The sequence below is a fragment of the Methylobacterium gregans genome, assembly GCF_022179245.1.
In the GTDB taxonomy this organism is placed as follows: Bacteria; Pseudomonadota; Alphaproteobacteria; order Rhizobiales; family Beijerinckiaceae; genus Methylobacterium; species Methylobacterium gregans.
In genome coordinates this window covers 1-23,499 of record NZ_BPQM01000039.1, presented here as the reverse complement: position 1 = coordinate 23,499, position 23,499 = coordinate 1, and the positions used below count along the sequence as shown (strand labels likewise).

Genomic DNA, 23,499 nt, shown 5'->3' with positions numbered 1-23,499 from the left:
GCGCTGATGGGCGCGCTCCGCGCGGAGGAGGCCGGCTGGCAGCTCCGGATCGTCGGCGTGCCCTCGGACCTCTCCGTCGCGGATCTCGCGTCGCAGATCGATGCGGCCGGCCTCGGCGGGGCGGTCAGCGTCCACGCGGGGCTCGACGCCGCCGGAGTCCGGGCCCTGATCGGCGAGGCCAGCCTGTTCGTCTCGGCCTCCGAGTACGAGGGCTTCGGCATCGCGCTGATCGAGGCGATGAGCGCCGGGCTGGTGCCGGTGGTCCACCCGAACGCCTCCTTCACGGATCTCGCGGCCCGGCATCCCGGTATCGCGCTCTGCGACTTCGCCGAGCCTGCCGCGGCGGCGCGGGCCGTGCGGGCGGCCCATGCGAAGCTGGCAGCGCGGGGGCGGCCGCCCTCCGAGGATCTCGCGCGCTATGCCTGGGCCGGGGTCGCCGCGCGCTACCTCGACACCTACGCGCAGGTGCGGCGCGCCGCCTGATCAGGCCGCGTCGCCGATCGCCCGCAGGCTCATCATCAGGTCGGTGAAGCGGTCGCCCTGCACCAGAACGTGCCCGCGCAGGCGCTCGGCGGCGGCTGCCTCGTCGCCGACGAGGATCGCCGCGACCACGGCCTCGTGCTCGGCGAGCGACTGGCCGAGCCGGTGCCGCGCCCGCAACTGCAGCCGCCGGTAGGGTGCGAGCCGCCGGTGCAGATTGTAGGCCTGCTCGTACAGGAAGGCGTTGCGGCTGGCCCTGTAGATCACCGTGTGGAAGGTGTGGTTCTCCTCGTAATAGGTTTCCGTGTCGCCCGAGGCCGCGGCCGTCGCGCAGGCCGCCAGCGCCGCCCGCAGGGCCGCCTCGTCCGCCTGTACGAGGCGCCGGGCCGCGAAGCGCCCGCAGGCCGCCTCGAGCTCGGCCATCGTCTCGAACATCGCGAGCAGGAGATCGGGCGCGGGCGCGCTCACCACGGCGCCCCGGCGCGGCTTGGTCTCCACCAGCCCCGTCACCGCGAGCTGGAGCAGCGCTTCCCGGATCGGCGTGCGCGAGACCCCGAAACGCTCGGCGAGCTGCACCTCGTCGAGCCGGGAGCCCGCAGCGAGCCGCCCCGCCACGATGTCCTCTTCGATCACCCGCCGGAGACGCTGTGCCTGGCTCATCCCAGCTGCCCTCGTCCGCCGACCCTGATGGGGCGACGCGCTCGTCGTCGCGGCATTCTAGGGACGCGTTGACAAAATATACAAGGCAGTCTTTTCTCCATACTCGAAGACGCATCAAGTATATGTGATGCGCTGCAATAAATAACAGAGCCGCTCTTGTGCGGTGCGGGAGAGATCATGACGCCGACACGCCGTACCCTTCTCGCCGCCGGACTCGCCGCGCCGGCGATCCTCAGATTCGGGCTGGGCGCCGCCCAGGCCGCGACCACGCTGAAGATCTCGCACCAGTTTCCCGGCGGCACGATCGACGAGGGCGACTTCCGGGATCGCATGTGCCGGAAGTTCGCGAAGGCGGTGACCGAGCGCTCGAAGGGGGCGCTGGAGGTGCAGGTCTATCCCGGCTCCTCGCTGATGAAGACGAACGCCCAGTTCGGCGCCATGCGCAAGGGCGCGCTCGACATGTCGCTCTATCCTTCGCCCTACGCGGGCGGCGAGGTGCCGGAGACGAATATCGGCCTGATGCCCGCGCTGGTGACCTCCTACCAGCAGGCGCTCGCCTGGAAGGCGGCCCCGGTCGGCCGCAAGCTCACCGAGATTCTGGAGGCCAAGGGCATCGTCCTCGTCTCCTGGGTCTGGCAGGCCGGCGGCGTCGCGAGCCGCGAGCGCCCGCTCTACGCGCCCGAGGACGCCAAGGGCCTGAAGGTCCGCGGGGGCTCGCGCGAGATGGACCTGATGATGAAGCAGGCGGGCGCCGCGACCCTCTCGATCCCCTCGAACGAGTCCTACGCCGCGATGCAGACCGGCGCCTGCGACGCGGTCATCACCTCGTCCACCAGCCTGATCTCCTTCCGCCTGGAGGAGCTGTCGAAAGCGCTGACCTCGGGCCGCGAGCGCTCCTACTGGTTCATGCTGGAGCCGATCATGATGTCGAAGATCGTGTTCGAGCGCCTACCGAAGGACCAGCAGGACCTGATCATGGCGGTCGGCGCCGAGCTCGAGGGCTTCGGCCAGGAGGGCGCCAAGGCCGACGACACCCGGGTCGAGGAGCTGTTCGCCAAGGCCGGCGCCAAGGTGCAGAACCTCGACGAGCCGACGATGGGCCGCTGGCGCACCATAGCGCGCGACACGGCGTGGAAGGACTACGCCAACAAGAGCGCGACCTGCGCGGAACTTCTGAAGCTCGCGGAGCAGGTCGCGTGAGCCACGGCTTCGACGCGGCCTCCGCCGCCGCCGAGGTGCATGCGGGGCCCGCCCCGCGTCCGCCCGGCCTCCTCGGCGCGGTCGAGCACGCCATCGGCCTGCTCAACCGCCTCATCCTCGGCCTCGGCGGCCTAGCACTCGTCGCCGCCTGCCTTGTCCTCAGCTACTCCGTGCTCATCCGCTACGTCCTGCACGAGCCCACCGAGTGGCAGGACGAGATGGCCGTGTTCCTCATCATCGGCGCCACCTTCGGCTCGGCCGCCGCCGTCCAGGCCAAGCGCGGGCACGTCGCCATCGAGGCGCTCACCGGCCTGCTGCCGGCGGGCGTCAACCGCGTCCGCCTCATCCTGGTCGACGCCGTCAGCCTCGCCTTCTGTCTGTTCTTCGCATGGAAGAGCTGGGCGCTCGACCACGAGGCCTGGGTCGACGGGCAGGTCTCGCAATCGACCTGGGGACCGCCGCTCTGGATCCCCTACACCATGATGGCGCTGGGCATGAGCCTGCTGTGCCTGCAACTCGCTCTGCAGATCGTCGCCGCGCTCGCCCGCGGGCCGCGCAGCGCCGGCTGGGCCGAGCCCAAGATCGGTGTCGCCGCCGACATCAACCGCGACCTGCACGACCGCCCCGACCTCACACCTCAGGGACCCGACCCGATGGGCACCACGGTTGCCACCACCCTCGGCACGGGGGGCAAGCGATGAGCGTGGCCGCCATCGGCGCCCTCTACGCGGGCGCCACCCTCACCGCGATGCTCTCGGGCATCCCCATCGCCTTCGCGCTGGGCGCGGTCGCGCTGGTCTTCATGCTGGTCTTCATGCCCGGCGCCTCCCTCGATACGGTCGCCCAGAACGTCTACGAGGAGATGGCCTCCATCACGCTCCTCTCGATCCCGCTCTTCATCCTCAAGGGCGCGGCCATCGGGCGCTCGAAGGCCGGCCAGGACCTCTACTCGGCCATGCACGCCTGGATGCACCGCATCCCGGGGGGCTTGGGCATTGCCAACGTCTTCGCCTGCGCGCTGTTTGCCGCCATGGCCGGCTCCTCGCCCGCCACCTGCTCGGCCATCGGCTCGGCCGGCATCCCGGAGATGCGGAAGCGCGGCTACTCGCCGGGCTTTGCCGCCGGCATCATCGCGGCGGGCGGCACGCTCGGCATCCTGCTTCCGCCCTCGATCACCATGATCCTCTACGCGGTGGCCGCCGAGCAGTCGCTGGGCCGGCTGTTTCTGGCCGGCATCGGGCCGGGCCTGCTGCTCGTCGGGCTGTTCGCCGCCTGGTCGGTCTACCGCTTCCGGCACGAGTACGCGGTGGCCAAAGCGGCCTACGCGGCCGGCGGGCCGGCCTCGCCGATCCTGGCGGAGGAGCGCTACAGCATGGGCGAGCGCTTCTCCACCCTGCCGCGGGTGCTGCCCTTCGTGGTGCTGCTCACGGGCGTGATGGTGGCGCTCTACGGCGGCTACGCCACGCCCTCCGAGACGGCGGGGCTCGGCGGCCTGCTGGCGCTGGGGCTGATCGCCGTCATCTATGGGGTCTGGCGCACGAAGGATGTCGGGCCGATCCTGACGGCGACCTTGCGCGAATCGACCATGCTGATGCTGATCATCGGCATGTCGCTGCTCTACGCCTACGTGATGAGCTACCTGCACATCTCCCAGGCCGCGGCCGCCGCGATCGTGGCGATGCAGCTCTCGCCGTGGCTCCTGCTGGTGACGATCCTGGCCCTGGTGATCGCGCTGGGCTTCTTCCTGCCCCCCGTCTCGATCATCCTGATGACGGCGCCGATCATCCTGCCGCCCCTGAAGGCGGCGGGCTTCGACCTCGTCTGGTTCGGCGTGGTGATGACGATCACGATGGAGATGGGGCTGATCCACCCGCCGGTGGGGCTGAACATCTTCGTGATCAAGAACATCGCGCCCGACATCCCGCTATCCGACATCATCTGGGGCACGCTGCCCTTCGTGATCCTGATGGCGGTGGCCATCCTCGTGCTCTGCCTCGTGCCCGGCATCGCCCTGTGGCTGCCCGACCTGCTCCTGCCCACGACGCGGTAGGTGGGCATCCCCTCTCCCCGCGCGCGGGGAGAGGGGCGCCACGTGCGGAATCCTTCGCCCGTCCGGGCGCTCAGAGGTAGCTCAGCCCCGGCCACGCGGCGCGGCGCTTCAGCCGGACCATCCAGCGGCAGGCCGCCCAGAGCGGCAGGCTCAGGAGCGCGGCGACAAGCCAGATCTGCCACGGCGCGGCGAGCGCGATCCGGCCGGACGAGGCCGCCAGACCGAGGCCCACGGCCCCGTCGTGGATCAGCCGCAGCACCCAGAGATGGGCGAGGTAGAAGAACAGCGGCGCACCGCCGAAGGTGCGCAAGGCGTCGAGGCTCGCCGCCGGCAGCCGCTCGAACAGGGCGAGCAGGGCGAGGCCGAGGCCGAGCGTCAGCAGCAGGAAATCGGCCGAGGCCGGGTACTTGGTCAGGTTGATGAACGCGAGGGCGGTCGCCAGCGGTGTCGCACCCGCCTCCCAGGGCACGGGCTCGCCGTAGCCGTTGAGCCCGCGCAGGATCAGGAAGGCGCCGAGCAGCGCCCCGCTCAGGGCGAGCAGCCGGCGCTGCCGGACCTCCGGCGCGGTCGCGCCCGCGAACAGCGGTCCGAGCGCGTAGCCCGCCGCGATCACCCCGATCCAGGGCAGGACCGGGTAGGAGGTGCGTGCCAGGCCCCAGGGCAGCGGCAGCATCCCGCGCTGGTGCAGGATCGACCACAGCGCGTAGCCGGTCTCCTCCGGGGCGAGCCGGACCGGATCGAGCAGGTTGTGGCCGAACATGACGAGCAGGGCGAGGCCGGCGAGCACCGCCCGCGGCAGCCAGAGCAGGCCCGCCAGCGCGACCATGCTGATGCCGATCGCCCAGATCACCTGGAGATAGAGGATCGGCGGGAAGAGGAGGCGGGTCCAGGCGAGGTTAACCAGCGTCACTTCGAGCAGGATCAGCAGCAGCCCGCGCTTCAGCAGGAAGAGGCTGGTCGCGCCGCGGTCGCCGTGCTTCTGCCCGTAGAGGCTCGCCGACAGGCCGGTGAGCAGGATGAAGACCGGCGCGCAGATATGCGAGGCCGCCCGCGTCAGGAACAGGTCCGGCGGCGTGGTGGCGAGATCCATCGGGTCGCCGACCTGCGCGTGCAGGTAGAAGAACTCGCGCACGTGATCGACGAGCATCAGCAGCATGACGAGCCCGCGGAGCGCGTCGATCGAGGCGATGCGGGCGCGCACCGCGGGCCTCGCGGCCGTGTCGGACAGCATGGGGATCACCGTGTCGTAGAGGTCAGGCCGGCCAAGCGCGCAGCCGGCGATGGGCGAGCGCGGCCAGCGCGAGCGTGCCGGCGAGGAGCGCCGCGAGGCTGAGCCACGCCTGAAGCCGGGCCGCCGCCAGAGCCGGGGCGGGCGCGAAGGCCGGCACGGCGTCGTAGGCGTCGAAGTCGAGCCGGCCCGGGCAGCCGGCGCAGACCGGGGCCGGATCGAGCGCCTGGGCCAGGATCCGCGGCTCGAAGAAGGCGCGCAGGTTCCCGCGATACCCAGTGGCCGCCGCGAGGAAGGCGGCGTGCCGGGCCGCGTCCGTGCCCGCACCGGTCTCGAGCGCCAGCGCGAGGGCGCTCGCGGGTGCGAGCAGGGCGAGGCGCCCGCTCCAGGCCGCCAGTTCGCGGGCGTGCTCGCCGAGCGCTGCCCGGGTCTCGCGGAGCGCAGCGTCGTAGAAGGCGTCGCGGGCGAGCCGCTTGATCTCCGGCTTGTCGGCAAGGCCCGGCCGCTCCGCGGCGTCGGGCACGCGGGCGGCGAGCCACGCCGCGGCGATCCGCGTGCCCGTCTCGCCGGTGTAGAACCGCGCCTGGGCCTGCCGGCTCGCTTCGATCGCCGCGATCCGGGAGGGGCGCGGCGCGAGCGCGTCCACCGCGAGGCCGAGCGCGGTCGGCAACGCGACCGTGAGCCCGGCCCAGGCGAGGACGAGGACGGCGAGCGCCGCGACCGCTCCGCGCCACAGGCTGGCGGCGAGCGCGCAGGCCGCGACCCAGAACAGGGTGTAGGCGGCAAGGCTTGCGCCGAGCAGGGCCAGCACGCCGCCCCAGCCCGCGAGCGGGCCGGTCCCGCCCGCCATGAGGAGCGCCAGCGCCGTCCCACCGAGCACGCCCGCCAGCGCGACCAGCCCCACGGCCCCGAACTTCGCGGCGGCGACCCGTCGCGGGTCGATCGGCTGGGCCGCGATCAGGCGCAGGATCCCGGCATCCTGCTCGGCTGAGAGCCGCGTGCCCGCGAGCGCGATCACGGCGAGGGGCACGAGGTAGACCAGCACGAAGGCGAGATCGAAGGCGCCGAGCCGGAGCCGGGCGGCGCTGCCGAGCTCGTAGGCGGTGTCGTCGAACACCGTGCTGAAGCCGAAGCTGATCCGCATCACGGCGGGCTGCACGTCGGACTGGCCGGCGGCCAGCAGGCCGAGCGGGGTCGGCGGCTTCACCGCGTGAGCGGCCATGAAGTAGGTCATGTAGCCGAAGGCGTCGGTCGGGTCCTGCCAGTAGTTCACGGTGATCGGGCTCGGCCGGGCGTAGCGCGCGTGCGCATCCCGGGCCTCGCGCACGGTGCGCGCCCCGTCCTCGGTCGCCTGCGCGACCGCGGCGCGCGCCGCCTCGGTGCGCTCGGCGCCCGTTCGGGCCGCGAGGCACAGGGCCGCGAGGAGCGCGGCCAGGATCGCCCAGGTCAGGCGCTCGCGCAGGACGAGGCGCAGCTCGGCGGCGAGCAGGCGGGACAAGCGGGCGGCGCTCAGGGCTTCAGCCTCCGGACCAGCGGCACGCTGAGTGCCGCGAGCGCCCCGAGCCACAGGGCGAGGATCAGGGCCGGCACGCCCGCATCCGCCAGCGCGCGGGCGAGGGGCAGCGGCGCGTGCCGGAAGGGCGGGATCTCCTGCCAGAGCTCCGGCCCGGAGACGAGCACTCGGCCGCCGCCCTGCGGATGGTCGCGGATCTCGGCGTTCATCCGCTCCGAGATCGTGCGGCGGTAGCGCTCCGCCGCCCAGACGAAATGGGCGTGCGCGGAGAAATCGGTGCCGGCCAGCGTCTGCGACAGGGCCTGGAGGGCGACCCGCGGGGAGATGACCCCAGCCCAGGCCGCGGCGCGCTCCTGCGCGCCCAGGCTCGCGAAGAAGGCGCCGAGCTCCCGGTCGTAGACCGCGAAGTTGTGGCTCTCGTTCTCGGACATCATCAGGCCGCGCAGGTCGACCGGCAGCTCGTCCGGATCGCTCGCGCCGTAGCGGGCCAGCACCTCGCGGACCCGGCCGTCGTTGGCCTCCGCCGTGCGGTGGGCACGGAAGCCCGCATCGATGCGGGCGCGCACCTCGCGGTAGGACAGAGCGGGCTGCAGCAGCTCGACGCCCGCGCCCGCGAGCCGTGGGGCAGCGACGCAGAGCAGGACCCAGGCGGCGAGCGAGGCCGCGAGTGCGCCGCGCGCCGTGCGGGCGACCAGCGAGGCCAGCATGGCGACGAGCAGGAAGGCACCCGCATAGGCGAGCTGGGCGGCGACCCAGGCGAGGAGGCGCGGCCAGACCTGCCAGCCTTCGGCTCCCAAACTATCGGCGGCAAGCGCCCCGAGCGCGAGGAGCGGCAGCCCGACCACGAGCGCCAGCGCCAGGACGAGCGCCGCGAGCCGCCCGGCGAAGAGCCGGCCCGGCGGCACGCCGTTGCCGAGTGCGAGGCGGAGCGTCCCACGCTCCCGGTCGGCCGCGAAGGCGGAGAAGCCGAGCAGGATCGCGGCGAGCGGCACCACGAGCTGCACGATGTCGGCGACGCTGCCGAGGCCGGCGCGCGCCAGCGGCCCGGCATCCTGCACGGCGCGGTAGACCGCATCGTTGAACAGGTGCGCCTCCACCCGCACCATCCGGCCCGTAAAGGGCTCGGTGCCGGGATCGAGCACCGCGAGCGGCGCGGAGGGGCGGAACACCCAGAGACCGTAATGGTCGGCCGAGTGCGGGTTCTTGGCGTCCTGCCCGAGCCAGCGCGCGCGCTCGGCCGCGGTGACGCGCTGGACCTCGGCCCCGTAGGTCGCTGCCTCCCGCCACGCGGCGAGGCCGGCCAGAGCGAGCAGCAGGACGAGCACCGCGCCGATCCAGCGCAGGCGCGCGTCGCGGAGGATCAGGGCGAGCTCGGCCCCGACCCGCCTCACGCCGCGCTCTCCGAGAGCCGCTCGATGTAGAGCCGCTCCAGCGCGACGTGGTCCAGGCACCGCGGGTCGATCTCCTCGACGATGCGGCCGGCGCCGAGCACGCCGACCCGGTCGGCCATCTCGCGCACCCGGTAGAGATCGTGGGTCGCCATCAGCACCGCGCTGCCGCGCTCCGCCGCCGCCCGCACCGTGCGGGAGAACTCGGCCGAGGCGCCGGGGTCGAGCCCGGAGGTGGGCTCGTCGAGGAGAAGGAGCCCGGCCCGGCGGGCGAGCGCGATCGCGATGCCGACCTTCTGGCGCATGCCCTTCGAGTAGGCGCCGGCCGCCCGGTCGTGGGCGTCGCCGCCGAGGCCCGCCTCGGCCAGCAGCGCGCGCGCCTCCGCCTTGCCGAGGTCGAGCCCCGCGAGCGTCGCGAAGTAGCGCAGGTTCTCGAGCCCCGAGAGAGTGGGGTAGAGCGCGACCTGCTCGGGGATGTAGGCGACATGCGCACGCGCCCCGACCGGGTCGGCACCGGCATCGACGCCCCGCACCCGCACGGTGCCCGCATCCGCCCGCAGGAAGCCGAGGATCAGGTTGATCGTGGTGGTCTTGCCGGCCCCGTTCGGCCCGAGCAGGGCGAAGACCTCGCCGGGGCGTAAGGTGAGGTCGAGGCCGGCGAGCGCGGTGCGCTGGCCGAAGCGCTTGACGACGCCGTCCAGCGCCAGCACGGGCCCGTCGTCCGCCATCAGAACCGCACCGTCATCGTGCCGGTGAAGCGGCGCGGCGCGCCCGGATAGACCCGGAAGGCGTTGAGCGAGCTCTCGTAATATTCGGTGTCGAACACGTTCTCGACATTCAGCGCGAAGCGGAAATTCTCGTAGCGCCAGTAGGTCAGCGCGTCGACCGCGATGTAGGCCGGCAGCTTGAAGCCGTTGGCCGCGTCGCCCGCCCGCTCGCCGACGCCGCGCACGCCGCCGCCGATGCCGAACCCCTTCCAGGGACCGGCCTGAACCTCGTGGACGGCGAGCAGGCTGCCGGAGTGGCGCGGCACGTTGATGAGCGGCGCGCCCACCGGCAGCACGTTGTCCTCGGTCACCACCGCGTCGGCGAAGACGTAGCCGGCCAGGATCTTGATCTCCGGGGTGATCTGGCCGGCTGCCGTCAGCTCGAAGCCCTGGCTGCGCACGGCGCCGGCCGCCAGCGAGAAGCCGCTGTTGGCGGGATCCGCCGTCAGCACGTTCCGGCGCTCGACCCGGAAGGCCGCCGCGGTGAGCCCCAGCGCGCCGCCGAACAGGTCGAGCTTGGCGCCGATCTCGTAGCCGAGCCCGGTCTCGGGCGCGAAGGGGCCTGAGCGCGCCACCGCCGCTGCGTCCGGGCCGATATTCGGCCGGAAGCTCGTGCCGACATTGGTGTAGAGCGCGAGTTCGGGAATCGGCTGGTAGACGAGGCCCGCCCGCGGCGAGGCCGCCGCCCGCGACTGCTCGGTGAGGCTGCGCGGGATGCGCTCCAGGAAGGCCTGCTCGAAGAAGTCGAAGCGCACGCCCAGGAGCGCCTTCCACTCGGGGCTCAGGGTCAGCTGGTCCTGCGCGTAGAGGGCGGTGTTGGTCACCCGCTCCAGGTTGTTGCGCGGGATGGTGAGCGGCGGCAGCGGCTGGCCGTAGCGCGGATCGGAGATGTCGATGCCGTAGGGGCTCGTGCGGAAGTTCGAGCGGAGATACAGGACGCGGCTGTCGGTGCTCTCGCGCTCGAAGCCGAAGAGCACGGTGTGGCCGATGCCGGCCGTGTCGAAGCGCCCGACGACCTCGGCCTGACCGATCGCCACGTCCCAGCGGTAGTCGCGCACGTTGCGGTCGCGCGCGACCGTGCGGTTGTCCGCGGCGATCGAGCGGATCTCGGCGGACTCGCCCTCCAGCGAGCCGGTGTTGAAGTGGGTGGCGAGCCGCATCTGCCAGTCGGCATCGAAGCGGTGATCGACCCGGATCTGCATCGTGTCGTTCGACTGGTACGTGCTCTGGCCGGGCTCGCCCAGGAAGCGCGAGATCGGGAGGAGACCGAGCTGGCGATTGATCGCGATGACGCCGCGGTCGAACACGATGCGGTTGCGCAGGAACTCGGTCTCCACCGTCACACGGGTGTCGGGCGTGACCTGCCAGCTGATCACCGGCGCGACGAGGAGCCGGTCGCCGTCCACGAAATCGCGAAAGCTTCCCTGGCGCCCGCCCGCGAGGTTGAAGCGGTAGAGGAGCGTGCCGTCCGCGTTGAGCGCGCCACCCGCATCCACCGTGCCGCGGAACTGCTCGAACGAGCCCCAGAGCCCGCCCATCTCGACGAAGCGCTCCGCGGTCGGCTGCTTGGTGATGATGTTGACGAGGCCGCCCGGGTCGCTGCGCCCGAACAGGCCGCCGCCCGGACCTTTCAGCACCTCGATGCGCTCGACGTTCTGGGTGTCGGGCGGCGGCGGGGTGCCGCGGTTGATCGGAAAGCCGTTCTTGTAGAGCTCCGAGGTCGTCACGCCGCGGATCGCGTAGCTGAACACCGAGAGGCCGCCGAAATTGTTCTGCTGCGCCACGCCCGGCGTGTAGCTGAGCACCCGGTCGACGCGGGTGGCGGCCAGGTCCGTGATCACCTCGCGGGGCGCCACGGTGACGACCTGCGGCACGTCGCGCTGGGGCGTGTCGGTCCGCGTAGCGCTCACCGCGCGGTCGGCCCGGTAGCCCGGCGTCGGCCCGATCAGACCGATCGTGCCGCGGGCCGTCGTGGTGCCGGGCGCCGCGCCGTTGCCGACACCCTCGGGCCCGACGCTCTCGACCGACAGTTCGCCGAGGGTCACGCTGTCCTGCGCGCGGGCCTCGGGCATCGGCACACCGGCCGAGAGCGCGGCCGCGAGCGCGAGACGTCGGGCGTGCCGACGCCGCGCGGCGGGTGCTGGACCATCCTCGACGGGGGCGGCGTTCGGGCTCGGACGGCGTGTCACCGGCATGCTCAAGGTTGCCGGACGGCGACCGAGCGGACGCCTGAGCGGACGCGCCGTCGAGGCACGGGCCCGCACATGCGCTCCGCCGGGACACCCCGCCCGGGGGACGTGAAACCGCGCAAGGCAGGTCTCCTGGCTCACGGGTCGTCACCCCGGCCTGGCCTTCCCGGTGCTCGGCACCAGTGACCATGGGCGGCAGGGGCTCGCCGCTTACAGTTGCGGGGGCAGCTTCGGCATCGCTCCAGGGAGCCGACCGAATTCCCTCTTAGCCCGCACGCCGAGACGCACGGGAACCTTGGCAGCCGGAGCTTCGCCTTGACGGAGGCCGCAGTCAACATGGCCGCTCCTCTTATGCAACATTATAACATGATTTATCCTGGCCAACCGACAGGGACCGATCTCTCGGTCGATGTTCTGTGTTGCGCAGGACACACCGCTGCTCATGAAGGGCAGCGGGGCTGCCGAAGCTGCTCGCCAGCGGTCACTTGCCATTGGCGATGACGACCGGCGTGTGACGAGGCAGGATGGTGGCTGAGCCGGCCCGGTCCGGACATGCCCCGGAGGCGCTCCATGAAAGCACCCGATCCCGAACCGGCCGACCGGCCCCGTTTCCTCGACGCGGGCGAGGCGGCCCTGGTCGTGGAATTCGGCGCCGCGGTCGATCCGGCGATCAACGACAGAGTGCTCGCCCTCGACGCCGCGCTCGGCGCCGATCCGCCCTTGGGCCTCGCCGAGACGGTGCCGACCTACCGGTCGCTGATGATCCACTACGACCCGCTGGTCCTCTCCCGCGCCGCCCTGGTGGCGGCCGTGGAGGGGAGGCTGGCCGAGCGCGGCGCGGCGCGGGGGGCTGGACGGCTCTGGACCATCCCCTGCTGCTACGATCCGGCCCTCGCCGAGGACATCGCCGAGGCGGCGTCCCTCGCCGGCCTCGCCGTGGCGGATGCGGCAGCGTTCCACGCGGGCGCGCTGTACCGGGTCTACATGTACGGCTTCGCGCCGGGCTTCGCGTATCTCGGCGGTCTGCCCGAGGCGCTTGCCCTGCCGCGCCGTTCCAGCCCGCGTGCGCCGCACCCGCCCGGCGCGGTGATGATCGGCGGTGGCCTCGCGGCCATCGGCACAATGCCGATGCCCACCGGCTGGTACGTCCTCGGCCGCACCCCCGAGCGCCTGTTCGCGCCGGAGCGCGACCCTGCCTTCCTGATCGAGAGCGGCGATACGCTGCGCTTCGAGCCGGTGAGCGCGGATACTTTCGCAGGCCTGGAGCGCCGCGCCGCCTCGGGCGAGGTCGTCGCCGGGAGAGCCGCATGAGCGCGAGCGCGGCCGGCCGGCCGATCCTGCGCATCACGGGTGCCGGGGGCGGGGCCACGCTTCAGGACCGGGGCCGGTACGGCGCCATGCGCTACGGCATCACCCCGGCAGGGCCGATGGACCCTTTGGCGCACGCCACCGCGAACCGCGTCCTAGGCAACCCGCTCGGGGCGACCGCGGTCGAGGTCGGCCTCGGCGGCCTCGCCGTCGCCGTCGAGGGGGCGTCCCTCGACGTCGCCCTGGCCGGCGGCGCCTTCCGGATCGATTGCGACGGCCGGCCCCTGCCGCCTGCCTGCGCACTGACGTTGCGGCCCGGCATGGTGCTCTCGATCCGTGCGGGGCAGACCGGCGCGTGGTGCTATCTCGCGGTGGGAGGGCGCATCGACGTGCCAGCCGTGCTGGGCTCCACCGCCACCCACACCCGCTCGCGCCTCGGCGGCCTCGACGGGCGGGCTCTGGCGGCCGGCGACGGACTCGCCGTGGTGGAGCCTCGTGCCAGGCTCGGTGAGCCGGCGTCGCTGGGCGCGCCCTGGATGGACCGGCCGCCGGGCACTATCCGCGTCGTACTCGGGCCGCAGGACGACTTCTTCGCGCCCTCCGAGATCGCCGCCTTCCTCGACCGCGATTGGACGGTGACGGCGCGCGGCGACCGCATGGCCTGTTTCCTCGACGGCGCGCCGCTCGTCCACGCGTGCGGCCACGACATCGTCTCCGACGGCGTAGCCGCCGGTGCGATCCAGGTGCCGGGCCAGGGCCTGCCGATCGTCCTGATGGCCGACCGGCAACCGACCGGCGGCTATCCGAAGATCGCCACGGTGATCGGACCGGACCTCGGTCGCCTCGCTCAAGGGCAGGCCGGCACGCGCCTGCGCTTCCGCGCGGTGACCCTGGCTGAGGCGTTGGAGGCCCGCCGCGTCGAGGCCGCCGCGCTGGAGCCCGACATCGCCCTGGAGCCGGTGGTGCGCACGGATTTTACCTCCGAGTTCCTGCTTGGCCGCAACCTCATCGACGGCGTGGTAGGCTGACCGAGCGGCAGGACGAGCGAGAGGGAAGGTCCGGTTCAGCGAAGCGCGGATGATGGGCATCATCCTGGGGCGTTTAGGCTTGTGGTGCGCGATGCGAGAAAAGCAAAGAACCGCCCGAAGGCGGTCCTTCTCGGTCTCGTTGTCGAGTGCGTGAATGTTCAGAGGCCGGCGAGAACGCCGACCGAGCCCCAGAGCGTCAGGCCGAGACCGGCCACGAACGCGCCGATCATGCCGTAGGAGAACGCCTTCATCGTCATGTGCATGCTGCGACTCCCTTAGCAACGGTTCCCGCCCGCGGTCTGGCCGTACTGCTTGACCGGGAAGTTCTGCTGGTTCGCGTTGCCCTCGGCGGCCGAGCTCATCGGACAGGTGGCCGGATTGCGGCTGCCGTAGAGGCCGATCGAGCCCGTGGTCTGCGGTTCGTAGGATCCGTAGCCGGTATCGTGGCCGCGCGGCGCGTCGTAGGGGAAGGCCATCGCAGACGAGGCCGGGGCAGCAACGCCGAGCATGAGGGCGGCGAGAGCAGCGGCGACACGGGTCTTCATGAGGGTCTTCATCTCCAGATCACGCTGGCGGCCGGCCGATCCGGTCCGCATCGTCTTGCGTGATCCTGAGATGGGAAGCCCTCTGCCGACGCGACGTGCCAGGACGCACGTCCCATGACGGAACGAAATCATTCGGGCTTTTGCGAAAGCCGCCGTCCGGTCCAGCTGAGTTCTCTCGGCCATCAAACCCTGCAGAAGGTCTGGGCAGCGGTCCGAGGTGGCCGGTCGAGGGGCTCTGCAGCCCCCAGACAGAGGTTCGCCAACCTTTGAGCGAGGAATGGAGTCGGCCGGCGAGAGCCTTGGCCGTTCTCCGGCCTTTTCTTTCGCACCCCGCGTTCAGGGGCCGCTGCCGGCGCCCGAATGATGTCGCCACTCCGGCTTCGCGGCTTCCTCCGCCGGCAGGGTTCTCAGCCGAGCGCTTTGCGCCCAGAATCCTGCCCCTGTTGGTGGCTGGGCCGGCGCCGGGGCAGGCGCGGCTTGAAGAGTGTTCTATAAGACCTCGGCCGGGTGCGGTCTGCCCGGCTCCATTGCCGCACGCGCCGGGGAATGACTGTGATTGTCGATCTGTTCAGCGATACCCAGACCCGTCCGACGCTCGGCATGCGCGAGGCGATGGCACGCGCCGAGGTGGGCGACGAGCAGTCGGGCTCGGATCCGACCACGAACGCGCTCTGCGCGCGGGTGGCCGACCTCCTAGGGATGGAGGAGGGCGTCTTCATGCCCTCGGGCACGATGTGCAACCTCGCAGCGATCTTGGTCCAGACGCGGGCAGGCGACGAGATCATCGTTGACGACCAGTCCCACATCTACAACACGGAAGCCGCGGGCGCCGCGGCGATCGGCGGCGTTTCCGTGCGCGCGCTGCCGACGCGCAACGGCCTGTACACGCCCGAGCAGGCGGAGGGCGCGATCCGCGCGCGTCAGCGCACGGCGCCCCGATCGGCCCTGATCTCGGTGGAGCAGACCACGAGCTTCTCCGGCGGCTCGATCTGGGACCTCGCGGCAATGCGCAGGATCCGCGACATCGCCCACGCGAGCGGCCTCAAGGCCCATATCGACGGGGCTCGGCTCCTCAACGCGGTCGCGGCCACCGGCATTCCGGCGCACGCCTACGCGGAGGGGTTCGACAGCGCCTGGATCGACCTGAGCAAGGGGCTCGGCTGTCCGGTCGGCGCGGTGCTGTGCGGGGCCCGAGACTTCGTCACTGAGGCGTGGCGCTGGAAGTACCGGCTCGGCGGCGCCATGCGACAGAGCGGCGTGCTGGCCGCGGCTGGGCTCTACGCCCTCGACCACCACATCGATCAGCTCGCCGAGGACAACGCCAATGCAAGCCGCCTGGCGCAAGCCCTCGCCGGGGTGCCGGGTCTCACCTTCGAGCCGGAGGCGGGCCAGTCGAACATCCTGAGCTTCTCGGTGGCCGGCCTTGGTATCCCGGCCGCCACCTTCGCCGATGGCTGCCTCGCGGAAGGCGTGCGCGTGCGGGCGATCGGGTCCGAGCAGATCCGCGCGACCACCCATCTGGATGTGGACCGCGCCGGCATCGACCGCGCGGCCGCGGTGATCCGGGCCGAGGCCGAACGCATCGCCGGAGGGCGCCGGTGAGGGGCGCGGGCGCAAGACTGCCGGGACAAAGGGGCTGTGGCGTCTGCCGCCTCGGCCACCCACGTCCGCGGGCTCGTCAAAGACGACAAGCGTCGCGCGCGACGTTGGGCGCGACGCACGTCATCGCCTTCCTACGCATCAGGCACGAACAAGCCGTTCGGATCGCAATCCATCCATGACAGCCTCCAAGGAGGCCGTCTTCAACCGTCGAAACTCGATCAGGTGCCTGTCCAAGCGGGCTTCTGCTTGGCGAGGAAGGCCTCGACACCGATCCTGAAATCGCGGCTGCCGTAGCATTCCGCCACGAGATCATCGCCGTCCGGCAGGCCCTCGCCGACCACGCGCCGGATGCCCTCCTTGACGACGCGCATCGTGACGGGCGCGTTGGCGAGGAGCTTCGAGACCATCGCGCCGACGCGCTCGTCCAGCACGTCCGGCTCGGCGATCTCGGCGACGAAGCCCGCCGCCTTCGCCTCCTCCGCGCTCAGCACCTCGGCGAGCATCAGCATGCGCTTGGCGCGCGCGACGCCGACGGCGGCGACGACCCGGGCGACGTTGGCGATCGACAGGCAGTTGCCGAGCGTGCGCGCGATCGGAATGCCGAACTTGGCCGAGGGCGTGGCGACGCGGAAATCGCAGGCCGCCGTGATCGCGAGACCGCCGCCGATCGCCCACCCGTCCACGATGGCGACGGTCGGCACCGGCAGGCGCTCGATCTGGCCGATGCGCTGGTCGATCACCGCCTCGTAGTCCAGCCCGTCCTGCCCGGTCTCGAAACCGCGGAACTGCTCGATGTCCGTGCCGGCCACGAAGGCCTCGCCGCCCGCGCCGCGGAAGGTGACGACCCGGGCGTTGCCCTCGCGCACGATGCGCTCGCAGATCTGCCCGAGCGCGTCGTACATGGCCCAGGTCATGGCGTTGCGCGCCTCGGGACGGTCGAACACGACCGCGCCGACGCCGTTCTCGATGGTGTAGTGAACCTGGCCGCTCATGCGCCGAACGCCCCCCGCGCCTTCAGCCCGGCGATCGCGTCGCCATCCATGCCGATCTCGGCCAGCACGTTCTCTGTGTGCTCGCCGAGCAACGGGGGATGCCGACGGATCTGCTGCGGGGTGCCCATCAGCTTCACGGGGAAGCCGATATTGGGGACCGTGCCCTCCAGCGGATGGGGGATCTCGAGGCGCATGTTGCGGTGCCTTCCGTGCTCGCTCTCGAACGCCTCCGGATAGGTGCTCATCTTGCCGGCCGGGATGCCGACTGCGAGGAGCTCGTCCACCCATTCGTCCGAGGTCTTGGTGGCGAAGGTCGTCTCAAGCTCCGCGATCAGCGCCTCGCGGTTGCGCAGGCGCAGCGGATTGGTGGCGAAGCGCTCGTCCGCCAGCAGATCCTCCCGGCCGATCTGCCCGCAGAGCTGCACCCAGAGCTTCTGATTGGTCGCGCCCATGACGAAGTAGCCGTCCTTCGACGCCACCGCCTGGTAGGGCGCGCTCATCTTGTTGGAGGTGCCGACCGGGCCGGGGACGACGCCGGTGCCCCAGTACTCGGACGTGTCCCAGATCGAGAAGGCGAGCGCCGCCTCGAACAGCGAGGCGTCGATGTACTGGCCGACGCCGCTCGTCTGCCGACCGATATAGGCGCTCAGCAGCGCGTAGGTGCAGAACAGCGCGCAGCCGATATCGGCGACCGGCACGCCCGCCTTCACCGGCGGCATGCCCGGATGGCCGGTGACGCTCATCACGCCGGACATCGCCTGCGCCATCAGGTCGAAGCCGGGCCGGTCCGCCCAGGGGCCGGTCTGGCCGAAGCCGGAGATCGAGGCGTAGATCAGCCGCGGGTTGATCGCCTTCAGCGTCTCGTAATCGACGCCGAGCTTCTTCACCACGCCGGGGCGGTAGTTCTCGACCAGGATGTCGGCCGTTTCCACCAGCCGGTAGAAGGTCTCGCGGCCCGCCTCGCTCTTCAGGTCCAGCGTGATCGAGCGCTTGTTGCGGTTCATGTTGAGGAAGCCCATCGAGTCGGGCCCCTTCATCTTGAACCCCATCGCCGAGCGCGTCTGGTCGCCGGTCGGCGGCTCGATCTTGATCACGTCGGCGCCGAGATCGGCGAGCAGCATGGTCGAGAACGGACCGGCCATGACCTGACTGAAATCCAGCACCCGCACCCCCGCCAGCGGCAGCCCCGCCGCGGACGGGCCGGAGCCGGCCGGGGCTTGCATCTCCGGACTGGTCTCAGGGTGGTCGAGACGATCGGTCATGTGTCCTCCAGATCCGACGCGCGGTGGGTGCGCTAATCAATAATTAAATCTGCTCGGGCGCCCGCTCCTGACGGGCGTCCGAGCGGGTCGGGTTCAGGCCGAGACCCGGCGCGCGCCGAGGGTCTTGTCCGCGCCGCTCTCCTCCGCCTTCTGCCGGATGTAGTCGCGGGCGATGCCGACGGTGGTTCCCGTCACGTGCCGCTCCAGCAGCGAGCCCAGCGTCTCGCCGTCGCGCGCCTCGAGCGCCGCGATCATCTGCTCGTGCTCCAGCACCGCGGCGCGCCAGTGCTCGGGCGTCTTGCGCATCACGAAGCGGCAGGAATGGATGCGCGTCAGCACCTGCTGGTAGTAGGCGTGCAGCGTCGCGTTGCCGGCGATGACGAAGAACGCGTCGTGGATACGGCGGTTGGCGGCGAGATAGTTCGGCTCGTCGCCGACAGCGTAGAGGCGCATCATCTCGTCGTGCAGGGCGCGCACGCGGGCGATGTCCGCATCGGTGGCGGCCGCGCAGGCGAGCCGGCCCGCGAGCCGCTCCAGCGAGGCCATGATGGGGAACAGCTCGTTGACCTGATCCTCGGTGATGCGGGCGACGATGGCGCCGCGGTGCGGCATGATCTGCAGCACGCCCTCGGCCGCCAGCACCTTCAGCGCCTCGCGGATTGGCGTGCGCGATACCCCGAAGCGCTCGCAGAGCTGCTCCTCGGGGACTTTCTCTCCGGCGCGAAGCTCGCCCGAGAGGATCATCTCGCGCAGCGGCGCGACGAGCGACTCGTGCAGGCTCTGGCGGATCAGCGTGCTGGAGGACATCGCGACGAACTCTACCGTCTTGCCTGCCCGGCGGGCCGGGGCAGCACGGGATTGGACCACGCGTTCTCAATCGCGATCATGTCGAGCCGATCTCCCGTTGCTGCGGCAGCGCCTTCCTGCGCAGACCGATACCCGTTTCGCGCAGCATTCTCGAGATCAGCGGCAGGCCGAGCAGCAGAACGCCCAGCGCCATCATGGTGCCGACGAGGCCGTTCGACCAGAAGATCGAGGCCGAGCCGCCCGAAGTGAGCATCGCCTGGCGGAACGCGTCCTCCGCCTTGTCGCCCAGCACCATGGCCAGCACGAAGGGCGCGAGCGGGTAGTCGAGCTTCTTGAACACGTAGCCGGCGACGCCGAAGATCAGTGCGAGCCAGATGTCGAAGGTGTGGCTGGCCACCGTATAGGCGCCGATGATGCACACCACCGTGATCATCGGGCCGACGATGCGGAACGGGGCGCGCAGGATGTAGGCGAAGAGCGGCACCGTCGCGAGCACCAGGATCACCGCGATGATGTTGCCGAGATACATGCTGGCGATGAGGCCCCACACGAAGTCCGGGCGCGTGGTGAACAGCATGGGCCCGGGCGCGAGGCCCCAGATCATCAGGCCGCCCATCATCACCGCGGCGGTGGCCGAGCCCGGAATGCCGAGCGCCAGCATCGGCAGGAGCGCGCAGGAGCCGGCCGAGTGGTCGGCGGTCTCAGGCGCCACGATGCCCTCCGGCGCGCCCTTGCCGAAGCGCGCCTTGTCCTTCGCGAAGCGGGCGCCGATCGCGTAGCTCATGAAGGAGGCCGCGGTCGGGCCGCCGGGGGTGATGCCCATCCAGCAGCCGATGAGCGCGCTGCGCAGGACCGTGGCCCAGTAGCGCGGCAGCTCGAGCACGGCGCGGCCGATCTCGCGCAGGCTCAGCCTGGCCTTGACGCCGTGGAACGTGAGGTCTTCCTCCATCGTCATGATCAACTCGCCGAGGCCGAACAGGCCGATGACCGCGACGAGGAAGCTGACGCCGCCGATCAACTGCTCGAAATCGAAGGTGAGGCGGCTCTCACCGGAGATCGTGTCGGCACCGATGGTCGCGCAGGCGAAGCCCAGCATCATCGAGACCAGCGTCTTGAACGGCGAGCCGCTCGACATGCCGATGAAGCTCGCGAAGGCCATGAAGTACACGGCGAAGTACTCGGCCGCGCCGAAGCGCAGGGCGAAATTCGCGACCCAGCCCGACAGCAGCGTGATGACGATGACCCCGGTCAGCGCGCCGATCCCGGCCGAGGAGAAGGCGAGCGTCAGCGCGCGCACCGCCTCGCCCTGCCGCGCCATCGGATAGCCGTCGAACGTCGTCGCCACGGAGGAGGGCTCGCCCGGGATGTTGAACAGGATCGAGGTGGTCGAGCCGCCGAACAGCGCGCCCCAGTACATGCTGGTGAGCAGGATGATCGCCGAGACCGGATCCATGGAGAAGGTCAGCGGCAGCAGGAGCGAGACGCCGTTCGGCGCGCCGAGACCGGGCAGGACGCCGACGACGAGGCCCAGCAGCACCCCGCCGACCATGATGAGCACGTGATGGGTGCTGAGCGCGACGCTGAAGCCGTCGAGGAGCAGGCTGATGTTGCTCATGGTCCGCGCCTCAATAGATGCCGACGGCGTTCAGCACGGGCCCTTTCAGAAGGGGCACCATGAACAGCTTCTCGAAGATGACGAAGTTGACGACGGCGACGCCGAGTCCCGCCGCGATCGACGTCGCGAGCTTCAGCTTTCCAGGCCCGTACATCGCGTAGACGATGTAGATCGCCATCGCGATGTAGAGCCCGAGAAACACCGCGAGCGCGGCGAAGGCCACGATCGGCAGGAAGAACAGGATCGCGGCGCGGGCGCGCTCGCCGTCCAGGAAGGGCGGCTGCCCCTCGGTCGGTCGGAGCGTTGCCTGCGCGCCGGTGGCGGCGCTGCCGAGCAGGATCAGGCAGCCGACACAGAAGGGGAAGAAGCCGGAGCTCGGGCCCGCTTCCTCCCAGGCGATGCCGTTTTCCAGGGCGCCGTAGCAGACGATCAGGCCGATGAGCGCTGTGGCTGCCGACGTCGCGATCTCGCTGGTCCTGCGTGAGATTTCCATGGGCATGATCCTGCCGTTCCGTCCCGGCATGCCGCGCGGGCGGTTCGCTCCGATTGCTTCGGTCTCGAATGCGCGGCACCGCTGACGGCGCCGCGCCCGCGCCCTAGTCCACGGCGCCCTTCAACCAGCCATTGGTCTTGTAGTAGCCGGCATAGGTGGCCCGGTGCTGCTCGATGAAGGCCTTCAGCGCATCGCCGGTGAGGGTGCGCGGGATCTGCGCGCCGCGCGCCATGTAGCCCTTGAACTCCTCGGTCTGCGCGACCTTCTTGAAGAGATCCGTGTAGTAGGCCAGCGCCTCCGGCGGGATGCCCTTGGCCGCCCAGATGGTCCGCGGCTGGGCGAAGGACTTGATGTCGAGGCCGGCCTCGACGCAGGTCGGGATCGCGTTCCAGGACATGCCCTCGGCGATGACCGTGGTGTCGGCGAGGCGGTTCTCCTCGAAGACGCAGAGCGGCTTCTGCACGCCGGCCCGCCACTGCTCCACGCTCTCGCTCGGATTGTTGACGTTGGCCTGAATGTGGCCGCCCGCGACCTGCACCGCGGCCTCGCTGCCGCTCTTGTAGGGGATGTAGGAGAGGTCGATGCCGGCCGCCTTCTCGATGAGCGTCATCAAGGTCTCGTCGGCTTCCTTCGCCTTGGCGCCGCCGACCTTGATGCTCCCGGGCGCCGCTTTCGCCTTCTCGATGAAGCCCTTCACGTCCTGGATGCCGGAGGCCTTCGGGTTCACCCAGAGGATGAACGGGTCGAAGGTCATCGCCGCGACCGGCTCCAGATCCTTCAGGCTGTAGGACAGCTTGTTGGCCAGCGGCAGGGCGTAGGCGTCCTGCGTGCCGAAGAAGAGCTTGTAGGCATCGCCGCCCGAGGTCTTGGCGTGGATGAAGGTCTCGGCACCGCTGCCGCCGGTCTTGTTGGTGACGATGACGGGAACGTCGAGGAGCTTGTCCTTGGACAGGGCCGACTGCACGACACGGGCGAAGAGGTCCGTTCCCCCGCCCGGACCCGCGGCCGCGACGAACTCGACCGGGCGATCCGGCTTCCAGTCGGCTGCCGCCGGCGCTTGAACCGTGAAGATTGCCGCCGCCGCCAAAGCAGCGGCCGTGCCGAGCTTGAGGTTCATGTTTCCTCCATCCGTCTTTTTTTATCGGCGGTTGGCATCCCGAGCGTGTCGGCCGCTTCTCGCATCAATAATTATAGATGCATTTTCGAAGGGCTGACAAGCGCGTGGGCTACGCGCGGGCTGTCATACGGCTCGTGATCGTGGTGCGTCGCCGGTGGCCTTTCGGAGGTCGAACGGGCTCGTCAGATCGCTGCTGGCCAACCGCGACGCGCATCGCTGAGAGCTGCCTGACCCGGAAGACTGACCGCCGCCCTCCGGACGTCGGCCTCGGATCGCATCTCATCCGACGCGTCGAGCGCGCGAGACCGCGCCACCGGGACCTTCTTGGAACTGCCCGGTTTCCGCCACCCTGTCCCTGCTCAGCGCTTCCGACATAGTGTCTGATATTTCGGCGGCGGTCACAGGCTGCTGGGTTGCCGCCCTAAACCCTTGGGAGACCGGGATGGACGTAAATCATGGCTGAAACCCTTCGCATCGTTCCTCAGCCCATGCGCAAGCAGGTCGAGGACGGGCTGAGAGCCGCGATCGTGAATGGACGCTTCGCGCCGGGGGAACACCTGCCGGATCGTGTCCTCTGCGACCTGTTCGGGGCGAGCCGCAGTGTCGTGCGTGAGGCGGTGCGCCTGCTCGAGGCGGAGGGGCTTGTCACGGTCGTGCCGAACCGCGGACCGTTCGTCACGAACCTTTCGGTTACCGAGGCGGAACAGATCTACGAGGTGCGGGGCGTGCTGGAGGCCTTGGCGGGCGAATGCTTCGCGCGCAACGCGACCGAGACGGAGCGTCAAGAGCTTCGCGCGATCTGGGAGGAACTCGCACGGACGGGCGAGACCGCCCGGCGCGAAGATCTTCTCGCCATCAAGCGCCGTTTCTACGACGTCATGCTCGCGGGCGCACGCAACCCCTACGTCGCCCGGATGCTGGATCAGCTTCTCAACCGGAACATGCAGCTGCGGGCGATGTCACTGTCCGATCCCGGTCGCCTGAAATGGACGATCCGCGAATTGCGGCGCGTGATCGAGGCAATCGAGCGGCGCGACGCCGATGAGGCTTTCTCAGCCTGTCGCGAGCACGTCCAGCGCGCCGCCGAAACCGCCCTGCGGCTCCTGAAAGCTCGGGACGGTGCCGGGTAGATCTGCGCCGTTCATCATCCGCCGCGGATCGCTGCCGGGGCGCGGATGGACTCCGCCGTTCCTGCGCCCCGGTCTCATCAGGAGCGGCTCCGGCCGGGTGCGAAGCGCCTTAGAGCCTCTAACAA

At 70.7% G+C, this 23,499-nt stretch carries 21 protein-coding genes and 1 riboswitch; of the genes, 8 read left to right on the top strand and 13 right to left on the bottom strand.

Annotated features, from left to right (window positions below; translation table 11 throughout):
- On the top strand, positions 1-483 hold a 483-nt coding region (locus MFF54_RS09225), incomplete at its 5' end, for a glycosyltransferase (protein WP_238302310.1).
- Here the strand turns inward: MFF54_RS09225 and MFF54_RS09220 are convergent.
- A complete protein-coding gene (locus MFF54_RS09220) occupies positions 484-1,140 on the bottom strand; it encodes a GntR family transcriptional regulator (RefSeq protein ID WP_238302309.1) in 657 nt (218 codons plus the stop codon).
- Between the two features lie 177 nt (positions 1,141-1,317).
- Between MFF54_RS09220 and dctP the strand changes: the two genes are divergently transcribed.
- From dctP to MFF54_RS09205, 3 genes are read left to right on the top strand one after another with little or no spacing between them, the layout of a single operon-like run.
- A complete protein-coding gene (gene dctP, locus MFF54_RS09215; RefSeq protein WP_238302308.1) occupies positions 1,318-2,340 on the top strand; it encodes a TRAP transporter substrate-binding protein DctP in 1,023 nt (340 codons plus the stop codon).
- Positions 2,337-3,041, top strand: coding sequence for a TRAP transporter small permease (locus MFF54_RS09210; protein ID WP_238302307.1), 705 nt, complete (start codon positions 2,337-2,339; stop codon positions 3,039-3,041). Before dctP ends, MFF54_RS09210 begins: the two co-directional genes overlap by 4 nt.
- Positions 3,038-4,390 (top strand): TRAP transporter large permease, encoded by a 1,353-nt coding sequence (locus MFF54_RS09205; RefSeq protein ID WP_238302306.1) that lies wholly within the window; start codon positions 3,038-3,040, stop codon positions 4,388-4,390. The genes MFF54_RS09210 and MFF54_RS09205 overlap by 4 nt, the downstream gene beginning before the upstream one ends.
- Before the next feature lie 70 nt (positions 4,391-4,460).
- Here MFF54_RS09205 and MFF54_RS09200 read toward each other — a convergent pair whose 3' ends face one another.
- The 5 genes from MFF54_RS09200 to MFF54_RS09180 are packed head-to-tail and all read right to left on the bottom strand — an operon-like array spanning position 4,461 to position 11,358.
- Complete coding sequence (locus MFF54_RS09200) at positions 4,461-5,621, bottom strand: acetyltransferase domain-containing protein (RefSeq protein ID WP_238302305.1); 1,161 nt, start codon at positions 5,619-5,621, stop codon at positions 4,461-4,463.
- Between the two features lie 22 nt (positions 5,622-5,643).
- A complete protein-coding gene (locus MFF54_RS09195; protein ID WP_238302304.1) occupies positions 5,644-7,116 on the bottom strand; it encodes a DUF3526 domain-containing protein in 1,473 nt (490 codons plus the stop codon).
- A gap of 11 nt (positions 7,117-7,127) precedes the next feature.
- Positions 7,128-8,522, bottom strand: a complete 1,395-nt coding sequence (locus tag MFF54_RS09190; protein ID WP_238302303.1) for a DUF3526 domain-containing protein — start codon at positions 8,520-8,522, stop codon at positions 7,128-7,130.
- Entirely contained in the window at positions 8,519-9,247 is a 729-nt protein-coding gene (locus MFF54_RS09185; protein ID WP_238302302.1) for an ABC transporter ATP-binding protein, read from the bottom strand. Before MFF54_RS09185 ends, MFF54_RS09190 begins: the two co-directional genes overlap by 4 nt.
- Positions 9,247-11,358: a TonB-dependent siderophore receptor gene (locus tag MFF54_RS09180; protein ID WP_238302314.1), complete on the bottom strand. Its 2,112-nt coding sequence runs from the start codon at positions 11,356-11,358 to the stop codon at positions 9,247-9,249. Before MFF54_RS09180 ends, MFF54_RS09185 begins: the two co-directional genes overlap by 1 nt.
- Positions 11,359-11,580: 222 nt before the next feature.
- Positions 11,581-11,788, bottom strand: a riboswitch (cobalamin riboswitch).
- A 257-nt stretch (positions 11,789-12,045) separates the two neighbouring features.
- On the opposite strand from MFF54_RS09180, the gene MFF54_RS09175 reads away from it, so the two are divergent.
- Together MFF54_RS09175 and MFF54_RS09170 are read left to right on the top strand one after the other, a co-directional pair.
- On the top strand, positions 12,046-12,786 hold the full coding sequence (locus MFF54_RS09175; protein ID WP_238302301.1) for a 5-oxoprolinase subunit B family protein: 741 nt from the start codon (positions 12,046-12,048) through the stop codon (positions 12,784-12,786).
- Positions 12,783-13,811, top strand: coding sequence for a 5-oxoprolinase subunit C family protein (locus MFF54_RS09170; RefSeq protein WP_238302300.1), 1,029 nt, complete (start codon positions 12,783-12,785; stop codon positions 13,809-13,811). The genes MFF54_RS09175 and MFF54_RS09170 overlap by 4 nt, the downstream gene beginning before the upstream one ends.
- A gap of 275 nt (positions 13,812-14,086) precedes the next feature.
- Here MFF54_RS09170 and MFF54_RS09165 read toward each other — a convergent pair whose 3' ends face one another.
- Positions 14,087-14,356: a hypothetical protein gene (locus tag MFF54_RS09165; protein ID WP_238302313.1), complete on the bottom strand. Its 270-nt coding sequence runs from the start codon at positions 14,354-14,356 to the stop codon at positions 14,087-14,089.
- A 555-nt stretch (positions 14,357-14,911) separates the two neighbouring features.
- On the opposite strand from MFF54_RS09165, the gene MFF54_RS09160 reads away from it, so the two are divergent.
- A complete protein-coding gene (locus tag MFF54_RS09160; protein ID WP_238302312.1) occupies positions 14,912-15,958 on the top strand; it encodes a threonine aldolase family protein in 1,047 nt (348 codons plus the stop codon).
- A gap of 218 nt (positions 15,959-16,176) precedes the next feature.
- Here the strand turns inward: MFF54_RS09160 and MFF54_RS09155 are convergent, their stop codons facing one another.
- The 6 genes from MFF54_RS09155 to MFF54_RS09130 all read right to left on the bottom strand — a co-directional run bounded on the left by MFF54_RS09155 (position 16,177) and on the right by MFF54_RS09130 (position 22,244).
- Positions 16,177-16,950: an enoyl-CoA hydratase/isomerase family protein gene (locus tag MFF54_RS09155; RefSeq protein WP_238302299.1), complete on the bottom strand. Its 774-nt coding sequence runs from the start codon at positions 16,948-16,950 to the stop codon at positions 16,177-16,179.
- Positions 16,947-18,173: a CaiB/BaiF CoA transferase family protein gene (locus tag MFF54_RS09150; RefSeq protein WP_238302311.1), complete on the bottom strand. Its 1,227-nt coding sequence runs from the start codon at positions 18,171-18,173 to the stop codon at positions 16,947-16,949. The genes MFF54_RS09155 and MFF54_RS09150 overlap by 4 nt, the downstream gene beginning before the upstream one ends.
- Before the next feature lie 132 nt (positions 18,174-18,305).
- Positions 18,306-19,019, bottom strand: coding sequence for a GntR family transcriptional regulator (locus MFF54_RS09145; protein WP_238302298.1), 714 nt, complete (start codon positions 19,017-19,019; stop codon positions 18,306-18,308).
- A 76-nt stretch (positions 19,020-19,095) separates the two neighbouring features.
- Positions 19,096-20,634, bottom strand: a complete 1,539-nt coding sequence (locus tag MFF54_RS09140; protein WP_238302297.1) for a tripartite tricarboxylate transporter permease — start codon at positions 20,632-20,634, stop codon at positions 19,096-19,098.
- A 10-nt stretch (positions 20,635-20,644) separates the two neighbouring features.
- A complete protein-coding gene (locus MFF54_RS09135; RefSeq protein WP_238302296.1) occupies positions 20,645-21,127 on the bottom strand; it encodes a tripartite tricarboxylate transporter TctB family protein in 483 nt (160 codons plus the stop codon).
- 103 nt (positions 21,128-21,230) lie between these two features.
- Positions 21,231-22,244: a Bug family tripartite tricarboxylate transporter substrate binding protein gene (locus MFF54_RS09130; RefSeq protein WP_238302295.1), complete on the bottom strand. Its 1,014-nt coding sequence runs from the start codon at positions 22,242-22,244 to the stop codon at positions 21,231-21,233.
- A gap of 488 nt (positions 22,245-22,732) precedes the next feature.
- Here MFF54_RS09130 and MFF54_RS09125 point away from each other — a divergent pair, with 488 nt between their 5' ends.
- Positions 22,733-23,374 carry a GntR family transcriptional regulator gene (locus tag MFF54_RS09125; protein WP_238302294.1) on the top strand — a complete coding sequence of 214 codons (642 nt, stop codon included), beginning with the start codon at positions 22,733-22,735 and terminating at the stop codon, positions 23,372-23,374.
- Positions 23,375-23,499 lie beyond the last annotated feature (125 nt).